We start from the raw sequence: 14,084 nt of genomic DNA on the forward strand, positions 1-14,084 counted from the left end.
CCGCCCTGTCCGGTGTCGGGGCCTCCGCTCCGGCCGCGGCACCGTGCGGCCGGGGCCCGTCGCCGTCACCCTCCGGCCGGTCGCGGGGGGTCGGCGGACGGCCCGTCCGTGCGGAGCACCGCCTGGAGCAGACTGCCGTCGAGCGGCAGTTCGTCCACGGAGACGAGGTCGAATCCGGCGGCGTCCAGCAGTCGCGCGTAGTGTTCCCCGGTGCGCTCCCGGCCGCCCAGATTGCACAACATGTGCAGATCCCACGTTACCGCCAGGGACGGGCGGCCGTCGACGGGGAGCAGCCGCTCCACGATCAGCAGTCTGCGGCCCGGCGGCATACGGGAGGCGCAGTGCCGCAGGATGACGAGGCACCGCTCGTCGTCCCAGTCGTGCAGCACGCGGGAGAGGACATAGAGGTCACCGCCCGGGGGCACATCCCGGGTGAAGTCACCGGCGATCAGTTCGCAGCGGTCGGCGCAGCCCGCCCCGGCCAGCCGGGCGCGGGCCCGTTCCAGTACGGGGGCCTGCTCCAGGAGCACACCGCGGAGCAGGGGCGCGTGACCGAGGAACCGGCACAGGAGTTCGCCGCTGCCGCCCGCGATGTCCACGACCACGCGGACCCCGTCCAGCCCGGCCAGGTCCGGCACGGGGGCGAACATCGGCGCGTTGGCGGCCATCGCCGCGTCGAACAGCTCGGCCTGGTCGGGATGTTCGGCGAGGTACCCGAAGAACCCCTGGCCGAAGAGGGTGCTGAAGCCTTCCTCCCCGGTGCGCACGGAGTGCTCCAGGGCCTCGTAGGAGTGGTGGAACAGCCCGCCGTAGAGCAGCGCCACCGGGGCCAGCGAGACCGGGGCAGTACGCCGCAGGGGCGCGCCGACGGCGGTCAGCGCGTACCCGTCGGCACGGGAGACGACCACGCCGCTGGACTCCAGGTGGCGCAGCAGCCGGGCGAGCGCGTCGGGGTCGACGGCGAGCCGCCCGGCCAGCTCGTCCGCCCGGGCGGGCAGCAGGTCGGGCACCCCCAGCCCCACGGCCACCGCGATGGCCCGGGTGGTCCAGGCCCCTGTGAGCAGGGTCAGCAGGGTCCGCAGACACCGGTCGGGGGCGTGGGCCGGATGCGCGGCGAGCGCCGCCGGGTGGAAGCCGGGGACCCGCAGCTCAAGCCGCCGGTACTCCAGGGGGGTCGGGCCGCCGGGGTCGCGGAAGTAGAGGACCGTGCAGTTCTCGTCCGGGTTGTGCCCGCCGCCGTCGGGGACCAGACCGCCCCGCTCGCGCAGGAGGGCGCGCAGACCGAGGAGGATGGCCTCGTCCCCTGTGGTGACCCCCAGCGCCAGGTGGTGCTCATGGGGCTCGGCCCGCTCCCGTTCCGCGATCCGGGTCAGTGGCGAGCCCGGCGGCACCGGCAGCACGAACAGCTCGACCTCCATCCGGTCCGGCCCGCCCACCGGGAGGCCGATGTGCAGGATGGACACGTCCAGCTCATCGGCGGGCAGCCGGTGGCGCAGCGCCAGCCGGTCCCGCACCACCGTGCTGGGCACCGGTCCTCGTACCCGCAGGCCGGACGCGCGCAGAGCGGCCGTGAGCCGCTCGGGCGAGGGCGGGAAGACCAGCGCGGCCACGTGCTCCGGCACGCAGTGGGCCGCCACGGCCGCCCGCTGGTCCGCGTCGAGCGCGCGGAGCAGCCGACCGAGGGCGTCCTCGCCCCCGTTCCGCCGGACGAAGGCGAAGGCTTCGCCGAGTACTGTCGCGTCCGCCGGGTCGAGCTCGTCGGCCCAGCCGTTCTCTGCTCTCATCCGCACTCCTCGTGACCGGCCACCGGTCCGGGGCCGCGGGCCGGACCTCGCGTCGTCATCCCATGATGCGGACGCGGGCCGGGGCGGCGCAGCGCGAACCCCGCGGCGCCCGGACACGCGGGGGAGCGGACGTCGACGGGCAGGCCGCCACGGCCGAACGCCGACGGCCCTGGCCCCGGGCCGCTCACCGGAGCCGGGCCGGGTGCTGACGGCCCGGTGTGTCCGGCCGGGGACCGCGTGTGCGTCCGGAACGGGCGTCCCGCCGTCCGCCGGGCCTGTCCGGGGCCGGGGCGGGGACCGGGGCGGCGCAGCGCGAACCCGTGGCGCCCGGGCACGCGGGGGAGTGCGGGCGGTGCGCCGGACGGGCGGAAGAGCGGATGGGCCCGACCGGCGGCGGCGAACGGGAGACGGCGGGCGGTGGTCAGCGGGCCGGGCGCCCGGGTGGGCGACGCGGCGGCCCGCCGGGGTTGGCGACGGGCCTGCGCGGCCGGCAGCCGGTCGGCGACCCGGCCGGCCCCGGGCCCATCGACGGGGAGTGCCCGGCCCCGGGGCCGGGGAACCGGTGGCGGGCGCGGGGCCCGACGACCGCTCCGGAACCGGCGGACGGCAGCGGAAACCCGGTGACCGCTCCCTGGTGGCCCCGTCATCCCCTGTGCTATGCAAGGTGGTCGTCCCGCTCCGGCGGACCCGGCCGCCGTCGCTCCGTCCACCCGATCCGATGGGAAGTGATCCGATGGCAGGTACCCTCCGTGCCGCGGGCGGCTTACGCCCGCGCGTTCTCCTCCTCGTACTCCTGCTGATGGCCGCCACCCTCACCGCCGCCGTCACCGCCGCTCCCACCGCGCACGCCCGGTCGCTGACACCGGTCGGCGGCGGCACCGGGATCATCTTCCGGATCAGCCCGGCGCCGGAGGACCCCCGGAGTTACTACATCTGCTCCCTCACCGCCGTGGGCCGCGACCGGACCGGCAACCTCGTCGCCCTGACCAACGCCCACTGCTTCATCGACGAACAGGGGAACAAGCTGACCGGCGCCGAGGTCTACCGGGACACCTCCCCGCCCGGGACCGCCTTCGCCCCGGCGCCGGTCAACGACTCCCGGCCCGATCTGATGACCGGCCCGATCGGCCGCGTCACCCATGTCAGTACGCCGAACAACCTCCTCAACAACGGCCCCAAGGGCCTCGACTTCGCGGTCATCGACCTGGACGAGTCCCGGGTGGCCCCCACCACCACCGTCAACGGGACGACCATCACCTCCCTCGGCGCCCCGCCGCCGACGGGCACCCGGATGTGCAAGCAGGGCCATCGCACGGGCCTCACCTGCGGCGCGCGGGTCGGCACCAGCGGCATCTGGTTCACCCATCTGATCTGGACCAACGGCGGGGACTCCGGCGCCCCGGTCGTGCTGGGCGAGACCCTGGTGGGCAACGCCTGGGGCGCCCAGCACAGCTCCCCGATCCTGAGCATCCTCGACGAGCTGGACACCGTGGGCGGCGTGGGCGCGGGCTTCCGCCTGGCGACCTGACACCCCGGGGCCGCCCGGAGCCCGCGCCCCTCCGGTCGGCCGTCCCGCCCCGACATTTCGGCGGTGTTCGATGTCGACTTCGGTCACACCGTTCCCTCCGTTCGCTTGGAGCACCCCCGTCCTGGGCATTTGCCCGTGGGTGGGTCGCGGACCGCGGCCCGGGAGGTCGCGGCGCACGGGTTCTCCCGTCCGCCGTCGCGGGGAGGGGAGACCCAGGGTGGAAGTGCGGGATTCGGCTCGGACGGTTCTGATAACCGGGGGTTCCAGCGGCATCGGGGCCGCGGCCGTACGTGCCTTCGCGGAACGCGGTGACCAGGTCTGGTTCACCTACCACCGGGGTGCCCGGCGAGCCGGGGAGCTGGTGCGTGAACTGGCCCTCGCCGAGGGCGGCCGCCCCCACGCGCTGCCGTTCGACCAGGGCGACTGGGACAGCCTCAAAGAACTGCTCAAGGCGTTACCGCAGACGGTGGACGTCCTGGTGAACAACGCGGCCCTGGGCACCGCGACGGTCGAACAGGCGGGCGCGACCTCACGGCACATGGAGGACGAACTCTTCACCCGGGTGAACTGCCTGGGACCGCTGTGGCTGACCCGGCACCTCCTTCCCGGCATGGTGAAACGCGGATACGGCAAGATCCTCACGGTGTCGAGCGTGGGCGGCGGGATCGCGGCCTTCCCCGGATTCCGGGACGCCGACGGCATGAGCAAGGCCGCGGTCGCCTTTCTGACCCGGCAGTGGGCGGCGGAGTTGAGCCATGAGCCGGTGGAGGTGTTCTGCGTCTGCCCGGGGGCCGTGGACAGCCCCATGTTCCGGCAGAGCACCCTCGACCCGCTGTCCCCCGCCGACGCCGCCGAACTGGTCACCCGCCTCCCGCGGGGCCGTCTCATCCGGGCGGAGGAGATCGCGGAAGTGCTGTGGTGGCTGACCACGGCCGCCGCCGTCCCCCTGCACGGCGCGGTCATCGACGCGTCCATGGGGCTGGGCGTCCGCCCGGGGCTGATCACCAACCGCTGAGCCCGGCACACCGCCCGGCTCAGCCCACCGTTGCAGGGAGCCCATGGCCCATGCGTACACAGGACGAGCACCTACCTGACGAAGACGTACCTGACGAAGACGTACCTGACGAAGACGTACCGGACGAAGACGTACCGGACGAAGGTGTACCGCACGAGCGAGGAGCGCGGGAACACCGGGAGACGGAGCGCACACCGGGCGAACGGCCGCAGGAGGAAGAAGAGGAGGAAGAAGAGGAGGAAGAAGCAGGGACGGCCGACCTCTGGGCCGAGGGAGACCTCACTCGCGCCGTCACCGCCGCCGCCCGGGTCCTGGACACCTATGTCCAGGACAGCCAGCGCGGCCGGGCCCCCGTGCTGCGCCAGACACCCCCCGGCGCCCTCGCCGGGAAGCTGCGCCTGCGCGAGTGGATCGCGCGGGGCGGTATGACCGACGAGGACCTCACCGCGTTCCTCACCGACTACCTGGACGAGAGCACCCGGCTGCACCACCCCGGCTATCTCGCGCACCAGTGCGCCGTCCCCGGCATCGGAGCCGCCGTCGCCGACCTCGTCCACGGCGTCAGCAACAACGCGATGTCCCTCTACGAGATGGGCGCCCCCGGAGTGGCCGCCGAGTCGGCCGTCATCCGGTGGATGGCGGAGAAGGCCGGCTGGCCCGCCGACACCGCCGGCGGGGCACTCGTCCACGGCGGCTCCCTCGCCAACCTCACCGCGCTGCTCGCGGCGCGCGCCCGTGCCTTCCCCGACGCCTGGGACGACGGCACCCCGCCCGGCGCGGTCGTCCTCGCCCCCGCCAACGCCCATCTGTCCGTGGCCCGCGCCGCCGCCGTCCTCGGCCTGGGACGGCGCGCCGTGCACCCCCTGCCCTGCGACGGACTCGGCCGCGTCCGGGGCGAGGCGGTGGCGGACCGCATCGCGGCCCAGCACCGCGCGGGACGCCGGGTGCTCGCCGTCGTCGCCAACGCCTGCGCCGCCCCGACCGGCCTGTACGACCCGCTCCCCGCCATCGCCGGGGCCTGCCGGGAACACGGCGTCTGGCTCCAGTCGAGGGCTCCAAGGCCCAACTCGGCCTCAAGGTCTTCCTCGGCCTCGCCCGCCGGGGCGAGGCCGGACTGGCGTCCTACATCCACGGCCGCCACGAGGCGGCGCGCACCCTCTGGCGGCTGATCGGGGACCGGACCGCCTTCGAGGCCCTGAGCAGGCCGGAGAGCAACATCGTCTGCTTCCGGCACATCGACGGCCCCGGCCCCGGCAGCGACAGGAAACACATCGCCGTACGCGACCGCCTCATCCGGGAGGGCAGCTACCACCTGGCGTCCTCGGTGGTCGGCGGCAGACGCTGGTGGCGCGCGACCGTCATGGCCCCTGCCACCGGAACGGACACGTTCCACGGGCTTCTCGACACCCTGGAACGCGCCTACCGGGAGGCCGACTCCTGAGCCCCGGCGGCGTGTTCGGGCGGCGGCCCGACCGTGTCGCCCGCGCCCTCCGTTCTGCTACGGTGCACATATGTTCCTTTCTCGTGTGTAGGAGTCAGCGCCCACCACGCCCACCGGGCGTGGTTTCCGTCGCCCCCGCACACCTGAGCGCCATCGGTCCGGCGCTGTCTCCGAGGAACGTGATATGTCCCCGTCTTCCACGGCACCTTCCCCTGCCCCCTCGTACGCGGCCGTGCTGCGCACCCGCTACGCCTGCCGCACCTTCGGCGCGGCGCTGCTGGGCAGGCTCTCCTACGGAATGGTCTCGCTGTCGCTGATGCTGGCGGCCAAGGAGGCCACCGACTCCTATGCCGTAGCCGGTACCGTCGTGGCGCTGTTCGCCCTGACCAGTGTCTTCCTCTCACCGACCCGGGCCGGTCTCGTCGACCGGTACGGGCCGCGCCGGGCCCTGCTCCCCATGGCCGCCTGCTATGCGCTGCTGCTGGCCGGGCTGGCCTTCGCGACCTCGTGGCCGGGCGGCTCGGGAATCCTGCTGGGCATCCTGGCGGTGCCCGCGGGCGCGTGCACGCCGCCGCTCGGCCCGGTGATGCGGACCGTCTGGAGCGACCTCCTGCCCGACCGGCGGCTCCTCCAGCGCGCCTACAGTCTGGACGCGGTCGCCGAGGAACTCCTCTTTGTCGCAGGTCCGTTGCTGGTGGGGCTGCTGATGCACATCGCGTCACCGTCGGCCGGGCTCGCCGTGAGCGCCGCGCTCGTCGGGACCGGCTCGCTCGCCCTGGTCATGTCCCCGGCGGTGCACGGCTGGGCCGGCCGGCAGCGGGATTCCGCCGCAGCGGCCCCGTCCGGGGGGTCCGTCCCCGGCGGGCGACCCGGCACGCCGCTCCGACGGCTGTCGCGAGGCGGCCCCGGTCTGCGGCAGGCGATCGTCGTCTCGGCCGCGGTGGGCACGGCTCTGGGAGCGTTCGAACTCCTGGCGATCGCCGTCGCCGACGAACACGGGACCCCGGGGTCGGTGGCCTGGATCTTGGCCGCGCTCTCCGGCGGCAGCGCGATCGGCGGCCTGGTCTACGGCGCCGTCGCCTGGCGTGCCTCCAGCAGGCTGCGGCTGGCGGTCCTCGCGGCGGCCCTGGGGCTGGTCCTGGCCGCGGCCGGGCTCTTCCCCCATCCCGCCGTGCTCGTCGTGTGGGCGGCGATCGGCGGACTCTTCATCGCCCCGGCCCTCACCACCGCCTATCTCATCGCCGACGAATGCGCCGACCCGGCCTCCCGCACCCGGGCGGGCGCATGGGTCAACACCGCTCTCAACGCCGGTTCGGCGGGGGCGACCGCCGTCACCGGGCTCCTGCTGGGCCATGTCCCGGTGCCCGTGTGCTTCGCGCTGGCCGCCGCCCCGGCCGTGCTGTCCGCGGCGACGGCCCTGTACCGGCCCCGGCGGCCCGTCCCCGTGCCCGTCGGCCGCTGAGCGGACGGGGGAGGACTACGCCCCGCCGCGACGGCGGGCACCGTTCCCGGCGGTGTCGTGCAGGATCTCCACCTCCCGCGCCCAGCGCCGGACCAGCCGCCCGGGGTCCCGCTCCGGCGCGGAGACGAGCGCGGAGAGACGGGCCACCCGGCCGTCGGCGGCCAGCAGGGTGAAGCAGTCGGTGCCCGCGGGCAGCCAGGGGACGGCCGTCACGGCGGTGACCCGGCTGCCCAGCACCCGTCCCAGCTCCGGGACCCGGACATGGGACGCCGTCAGCAGCACCCCGCGGGGGTCGGTGAGCCGCCGCAGGAGCCGGACCGCCAGACGTTCCGGGGCCCGTTCGGTGAGGACCCGCAGGGCGGCCCGGCGCCGGTCCAGGGTGCCGCGGCTCGTTCCGGCCATGATCGCGGCCAGCCGGGCCGCGGGGTCCGGGAGGGCGAGCGGCAGGGGGACGCGGACCGGCCAGAGCCGGTTGACGTGGCGCAGCTCCCGGCCGCCGCCGTCCGCTCCCCGTGCGCGGGTGCTCACCGGCACCAGGGCGGTCCCGGGCGCGCCGGGGCCCGGCCGTCCGTCGCGCAGGGCCCCCGCGAGAGCCGCGAGGTGGACCTGGTTGACCGTCGCCCCCGTGGCACGGGCGGTCGCCGTCAACAGGCCGAGGTCGACCGCCGCGTGGGACAGCTCCCGGGACGGGCGGGAAGCCGCCGCCGGTGGCGGAGCGGCGGGCACCGGGGCCGCCGCCGCACCGGGGAGCAGATCCGGCAGCAGGGACAGCAGCCCCGCGCACACATCGCGCCCGACGCGTCCGTACGCGCCCGGCCCCGGCCCCGTACCGCCCCGTGTATCGCCCCATGTACCGCTCCGTGTACCGCTCCGTTCGGCGAACAGGGCGCCGAGCACGGACAGCAGCGAGAGGCCGTCGAGCACGGCGTGGTGGGCGAGCAGGCTGAGCGCCCACTCCCCGCCCGCGTCCCTGTCCCCGCCCGTGCCCGTGCCCGCGTCCCTGTCCCCGCCCGTGTACCCGTCCGTGCCCGCGCCTGTGTCCCCGGCCGTCCCGCCGCCCCGGTGCAGCCACAGTCCCCAGCGCGGTCGGCGCCCGTCCAGCGGCAGACCGGGCAGCGCCCGCGCCGGGCGGGGGGTCGGGTCCCGGTCCGTCAGCACATGGACGTGGTGCGCCGGGTCGAAGGCCGGGTCCGGCTCCCACCGGGCGCCTTCCCCGTCCCCGACCAGCCGGTGGGTGAGCGGGGGCAGCCCCCGGGAGCGGTCGCCGACGAGCGCGTACAGCCGTTCCCGGTCGGGGCACGGCCCCCGCAGCCGCAGATGGAAACCGAAGTACAGATCCGTGGGGTCTCCCGCCAGGGCGTCCAGGGCCAGGAAGGCCCTGGACACCAGTGAGGCGGGGACGGCACCGGCGCTCACCCTCCGCCGTCCGCCCGGCGCGGTGGATCGGCGAGGACGGACTCGGTGGTGACATAGCGTCCGGAGAGGGCGTCCGCGGGCCCCGAGACCAGCCGGACCAGAGCCCGTGCCGCGTCCTCGGCGGGGGTGAAGCGGCCGTTCTCGTACGCGGTGTGCAGCCACTCGCCGATCAGGTCCTCCCAGTGGTCGCCGGTCGGGTGCCGCCGCAGATGGTCGGCGGTCATCCCGCTGTCGACCAGCCCCGGGTGGAAGGAGAACGCGGCGATCCCGTGCGGTTCGAGTTCGGCGGCCAGACACTCCGTCAGCCGGATACCGGCGCTCTTGGAGACGGAGTAGGCGGAGGCATGGGCCCAGCCCTGCTGCCCCGCGACGCTGACGACGTTGACGATCCGGGCCCCGGCCCCGGCGGCGATCATGCCGGGGACGACGGCCCGGCAGGCGTTCACGACGCCCCGGACGTTGGTCTCCTGGGCGTCCCACCACTCCTCTCCTCCGACCTCCCACAGCGGGCCCCTCGGCCCGGTGACCCCGGCGTTGTTCACCAGGACGCCGATGGGTCCCAGCGCCCCGGTCGCCTCTTCGACGGCCCGCCGGACGGCGGCGGGGTCGCGGACGTCCATGGGGATCGCGCGCACCCGGGTGCGGTCGTCGGGGGCCGCGCGAGCGACCCGTTCCGCCGCCCCGGCGAGCGTCCTGCCGTCCCGGCCGGTGATCACGACATCGGCCCCGGCGGCGGCGAGCGCCTCGGCGAAGAGCAGCCCGAGACCCCGGCTCGCACCGGTGACCAGCGCGGTACGGCCGTGCAGCGCCCCGCGGGCCGTGGCGGCGGCCCGCGCCGTCAGCTCCCGCCGCAGCAGCTTGCCCGTCGCGTTGCGCGGCAGTTCCCGTACGGTCTCGATCGCACGGATCCTGCGCTGCGGCGGGACCCGCTCGGCGACGTGTGCCAGCAGGGAGTCGAGCAGGGAGGCGAGAGGGGAAGGGAGAGGGGAGCCGGGCGGCGGGTCGGGCAGCGGCCGGGGTATCCCGCTCTCCGGGCGCAGGACGACATACGCCTTCGGCAGCTCGCCGCAGTCGGGGTCCGGGACACCGACCACCGCCGCGTCGGCGACGGCCGGATGGGTGAGCAGGACCGCCTCCGACTCGGCCGGGGCGACCGAGTGCCCCTTGTACTTGATGAGTTCCTTGAGCCGACCGGTGACGAAGCAGTAGCCGCGGGCGTCGACGCGGGCCAGGTCGCCGGTGTGCAGCCAGCCCTCGCCGTCGGTCAGGGCCGGGGCCGGTGCCGTGCCGTCACCGGCGGGGCCGGGGCTGATCTGCGGTCCGCGCAGCCACAGTTCGCCCTCCGTGCCCGGGGGGAGTTCCGCTCCGGTCTCCGGGTCGGAGATCCGGACGTCGGTACCGGGAAGCGGGAGGCCCACGGACCCCGGCGGCGGGTCCTCGGCCCCATCGGGTACCAGGAAGGCGCAGCCCAGCTCGGTCATGCCGAACCCCTGGCGGACCACGGCGCCGGTCCGGCGGGCGCAGGCGTCCGCGATCTCCGGTGCCAGGGGCGCGCCCCCGGAGAGGATGATCCGCAGGGAGGAGAGGTCGTACCGGTCGACGGCCGGGTCCTGGGCGAGCAGCCGTACGGTCGGCGGGGCCAGGAAGGCGACGGTGATCCGGTGCCGTTCCACCGCGTGCAGCAGCTCCTCCAGGGAGAACCGCGCTCCGGTGAAGGCCAGCGTGGCGCCGGAGCGCAGGGAGTGGTTGAGCGCCATCTGCATGCCGAAGATGTGCCGCCAGGGGGCGGCGGCCACGATCACGTCGTCAGGGGTGAGGCGCTGGCGCGCGTGGATCTGCGCGAGGTTGACGGACAGGTTGCCGTGGGTGAGCCGGATCAGCTTGGGCGGTCCGCTCGTACCGCTGGAGGAGAGGAGGACGGCGGTCGCGGTCGGGTCGGGTATGGGGAAGTGCTCCGGGACGCCTTGCGGCGTGCTCTCCGGACCTGGTTCCGGTTCCGGTTCTGGTTCCGTTTCCGGCTCGGGTCCCAGCTCGGGTCCGGGGCCGTCGCCCGGCTCCGGCTCCGGCCCGGTGTCCGGCTCTTCGAGCCCGGCTCCGGTGTCGGTGAGGAGGGTGTGGCGCAGCGCGCGGGCGCCGGGCAGGGGCCGCAGGGCGTCCCAGGCGTCCCGGGTCGTGACCAGCGACCGGGCGTGGGCGGTCCGGATCAGACGCTCCCATTCCGCCGGGGGAGCCAGCGGGTCCAGGGGCAGGACGGTCGCCCCGGCGCGCAGGGCCCCGTGGTAGGCGGCGGCGAAGGGGACACCGTTGCCGAGGAGCAGGGCCACGGTCTGCCCGGGGCCGATCCCCCGGTCCGCGAGGGCACGGGCGGCGCGGTCGACGAGTGCGGTGAGGCGGGCGTACGAGGTCCGCTCGCCGGTGCGGCAGTGCAGCAGGGCCGTGGCCTCCCCGGGCGCACGGGGGGAGAGATAGGGGAGGGGGACCCCTCCGGCCCCGGTCTCCGCCCCGGTCATGGTCTCCGCCCTGCTCGCGGTCTCCGTTCCGGCCCTGGTCTCCGTTCCGGTCCCGGTCCGCTCGATCGGCTGCCGCTGCGATTGCTTCGGCTCGGTCATCGCTCTCCCTCCCCGCTGGGGGACGCCTCGCTGCCGGATGTTCGCATTCTGGACGGGTGGGTGCCCGACGGGCGGGTATCGGACGGGCCGGTGCCGGACGGGCCGGTGCCGGACGGGCCGGTGCCGGACGGGCCGGTTCCGGACGGGGGAAGTCTGCGGGCGATGGTGAGCCCGTCCGCGAGGGGCAGCATGACCGACTCCACCCGGCTGTCGGCGCGGACGCGCTCGTTGAACAGGCGGATGGCGCGGCCGTTCCCGGTGCATCGGGGGTCCGCCGCCTCCCCGGCGTAGAGGACGTTGTCGGCGAGCAGCAGTCCGCCGGGCCGGACCCGGGGGACGAGCAGCTCCCAGTAGGTGTCGTAACCGGGTTTGTCCGCGTCCAGGAAGACCAGGTCGATCATGGGTTCCTCGGGCAGTTCGCGCAGCCTCTCGGCGGCGGGGCCGAGCCGGGTCTCGATCCGCTCGGCGACCCCGGCGTCCCGCCAGGCGGCCAGGGCGACCCCGGTCCACTCCTCGGAGATGTCGAAGGTGAGCACCCTGCCTCCCGGCGGCAGCCCCAGGGCGAGCGCGAGCGTCGAGTAGCCGGTGAAGGTGCCGACCTCGACCACCAGCCGGGCGGCGGCGATCCGGCACAGCAGGGTCAGCAGGACACCCTGTTCATGCGGGATCTGCATCTCCGAGGCCGGGCCCAGCGCCCGGGTCTGTGCGATGAGCCGTCGCTGGACGGGTGTCGGGGGTTCTGCCTGGGCGAGGAGATAGCGGTACTGGACGGGGTCCAGGCCCAGGGACTTGATGTCCTCCTCGGCCATGACGGCTTCCTCCATGGCGGTGTTCTCCACGGCGGTGTTCTCCTCGGCCGACCGTGTGCGGCCGGTGCCGATCCGGTTCACGGGGTGCTCCTCGGGACGGTTCAGCTGACGATGGTCCGGTGGCCGTTCTCCGCTCCCGCTCCTCCTTCCGCTTCCCCTTCCGTTCCTGCTTCCGCTTCTCCTCCGGTGAGGCTGTCGAGGAGGTCGGCGACGCGGCGGACCTCCTCGTCCAGCGGCCGGTCCTCCTCCACGGGCGCGCAGAGCAGTGCGATCCGCGCGGTCAGCGCGGCGCAGGCGGGGGCCTGGGGGCGGCCGGAGAGATGGACGGCCTGCCGCAGGGCGACCGCGAGCGAGCCGTGGAGCAGCCGCAGCAGCCGGGCGGTCTCCCAGGCGTTGAGGGCGGCCTGGGTGCCGAAGGGGATGACGTCCTGGTTGTGCAGATTGGTGGGCAGGCTCTGGATGGAGGCGGGGTGCGCGGAACGGCGCATGGCGGCGACGAGGGCGGTGGCCGCGAGCTGGACGCCCTGCAACGCGTGCTGACGTCCCGGGTCGGCGGAGAGCATGGGCGGCAGCCCGCCGTTGCGCCCCGGGTCGATGAGGAGATCGAGCTGACGCTCCGCCAGATTGCCGAGCTGGACGGCGGCGAGGGTGGCCAGATCGCAGGCGAACGCGGCGGGCTGCCCGAAGAAGTTGCCTCCGTGGGCCACGAGGTCGCGTTCGGGGAAGAAGAGCGGGTTGTCGCTGACGGAGCGCAGGTCCCGCGCCACGACCTCCTGGGCCTGGCCGATGGCGGCCGCCGCCGCGCCGATGAGCTGCGGGGTGCACCGTACGCTGTACGGCTCCTGGAGCGAGCGGGTCCCCGAGGCCACCGTACCGTCCAGCAGGGCGCGCAGCTCGGCGCCGACCCGTGAGGTCTCCGGATGGCCGAAGGCGTCCAGCAGCTCGGGGGCGAGGAAGGCGGGCTCGGGGCCGAGGACATCGGTGAGGACGGCGGAGAGCAGAACGGCGGCGGAACGGGAGCGCAGCAGCGAGGCCACGGCGAGCCCGGCGACGGCGGCGGTGACGGAGACGCCGTTGACCAGGGCGAGCGCGTCCCTGCCGCCGAGTTCGAGAGGGCGGAGGCCCGCGCGGGCGAGCGCTTCGGCGGCCGGGAGGCGCTCGCCGCCGGTGTGGGCGGCGCCCTCGCCGCGCAGGGCGCGGGCGATATAGGCGAGGGGGATGAGATCGCCGCTGGCGCCCAGGGAGCCGAGCTGTGGCACGGCCGGAGCGAAGTCGGTGGCCAACGCGTCGATCAGGGCGTCCAGTACCTGGGGGGAGGCGCCGGAGCGGCCCTGGCAGAGCGAGCCGAGCCGGACGAGCATCGCCGCCCGGACGAGGCCGGTGGCGAGGTCCGGTCCCTGGCCCGCCGTGAGATGGGCGAGTGTGTTGTCCGCCTGGCCGACGGCGTCCGCCCGGCCCGGGTAGTCGACCAGGGGGCCGAATCCGGTGGTCGCGCCGTAGACCTCCTGACCGTCGGACATCCGGCGCAGGGCGAACTCATGACAGTCCCGCACGCGTTCGCGCACCCCCGGCGCGAGAACGATCCGCACCGGGCCATGGGCCGCGCGTTCGAGGTCGGTGAGGGTGAGCGGGTCGTCCGGGCCTATGGACACCAGGGCGGAGGGTTTGGCTCCGGGGACGGGTGTGGGGGGCATGGGTGACTCCGGGGGAAGGAGGGGGAAGAGCAGGGGGGAGGGACGGGATGGGACAGGTGGTACGGGTGCGGGACCGGCCGGTGATTTCCTGCATCACCCGTAAAGCCCGTATTACCCGTATCCACGGTGCCGGTGTCACGGCGTCATGACGTCACGGCACCACGGCGTCATGACGCCACGGGGCCGCAGGTCGGCAGGGAGACGAGGGCGCCGCTCGCAGTCAGGGAGCCGCCGGTGGTCAACACTTCTCCGGCCGACCGCCTTCCGCCGGATCAGGCCCGGCCCGTCGTCGCCAACCGCAGCGCGCACAGCAGCTCCCGTTCTCC

Annotated in this window: 9 protein-coding genes; 4 read left to right on the forward strand and 5 right to left on the reverse strand. The window is 74.9% G+C overall.

All coding sequences use genetic code 11. The features are described 5' to 3' along the window. Positions 1 to 65: 65 nt before the first annotated feature. Positions 66 to 1,784 carry a methyltransferase gene (locus CRV15_RS34555; RefSeq protein ID WP_003963633.1) on the reverse strand — a complete coding sequence of 573 codons (1,719 nt, stop codon included), beginning with the start codon at positions 1,782 to 1,784 and terminating at the stop codon, positions 66 to 68. Between the two features lie 733 nt (positions 1,785 to 2,517). Here CRV15_RS34555 and CRV15_RS34560 point away from each other — a divergent pair. The 4 genes from CRV15_RS34560 (at position 2,518) to CRV15_RS34575 (ending at position 7,230) form a co-directional block, all read left to right on the forward strand. Next, positions 2,518 to 3,312, forward strand: a complete 795-nt coding sequence (locus CRV15_RS34560) for a trypsin-like peptidase domain-containing protein (RefSeq protein ID WP_009999587.1) — start codon at positions 2,518 to 2,520, stop codon at positions 3,310 to 3,312. 217 nt (positions 3,313 to 3,529) lie between these two features. Next, positions 3,530 to 4,327 (forward strand): SDR family NAD(P)-dependent oxidoreductase, encoded by a 798-nt coding sequence (locus CRV15_RS34565; RefSeq protein ID WP_009999588.1) that lies wholly within the window; start codon positions 3,530 to 3,532, stop codon positions 4,325 to 4,327. Between the two features lie 50 nt (positions 4,328 to 4,377). Next, a complete protein-coding gene (locus tag CRV15_RS34570; RefSeq protein ID WP_137986997.1) occupies positions 4,378 to 5,496 on the forward strand; it encodes a pyridoxal-dependent decarboxylase in 1,119 nt (372 codons plus the stop codon). A gap of 456 nt (positions 5,497 to 5,952) precedes the next feature. Next, positions 5,953 to 7,230, forward strand: a complete 1,278-nt coding sequence (locus tag CRV15_RS34575) for an MFS transporter (protein ID WP_003963636.1) — start codon at positions 5,953 to 5,955, stop codon at positions 7,228 to 7,230. 15 nt (positions 7,231 to 7,245) lie between these two features. On the opposite strand, the gene CRV15_RS34580 is transcribed toward CRV15_RS34575, so the two are convergent. From CRV15_RS34580 to CRV15_RS34595, 4 genes are read right to left on the reverse strand one after another with little or no spacing between them, the layout of a single operon-like run. Then, the gene (locus tag CRV15_RS34580; protein ID WP_003963637.1) at positions 7,246 to 8,646 is read right to left on the reverse strand and encodes a WS/DGAT/MGAT family O-acyltransferase; all 1,401 of its coding nucleotides are present in this window, start codon (positions 8,644 to 8,646) and stop codon (positions 7,246 to 7,248) included. After that, positions 8,643 to 11,255 carry an SDR family NAD(P)-dependent oxidoreductase gene (locus CRV15_RS34585; RefSeq protein WP_003963638.1) on the reverse strand — a complete coding sequence of 871 codons (2,613 nt, stop codon included), beginning with the start codon at positions 11,253 to 11,255 and terminating at the stop codon, positions 8,643 to 8,645. Before CRV15_RS34585 ends, CRV15_RS34580 begins: the two co-directional genes overlap by 4 nt. Further along, on the reverse strand, positions 11,252 to 12,145 hold the full coding sequence (locus CRV15_RS34590; RefSeq protein WP_003963639.1) for an O-methyltransferase: 894 nt from the start codon (positions 12,143 to 12,145) through the stop codon (positions 11,252 to 11,254). Before CRV15_RS34590 ends, CRV15_RS34585 begins: the two co-directional genes overlap by 4 nt. Positions 12,146 to 12,165: 20 nt before the next feature. Continuing rightward, a complete protein-coding gene (locus CRV15_RS34595) occupies positions 12,166 to 13,758 on the reverse strand; it encodes an HAL/PAL/TAL family ammonia-lyase (RefSeq protein ID WP_003963640.1) in 1,593 nt (530 codons plus the stop codon). Between the last annotated feature and the right edge of the window lie 326 nt (positions 13,759 to 14,084).

Source organism: Streptomyces clavuligerus (genome assembly GCF_005519465.1).
Classification (GTDB): domain Bacteria; phylum Actinomycetota; class Actinomycetes; order Streptomycetales; family Streptomycetaceae; genus Streptomyces; species Streptomyces clavuligerus.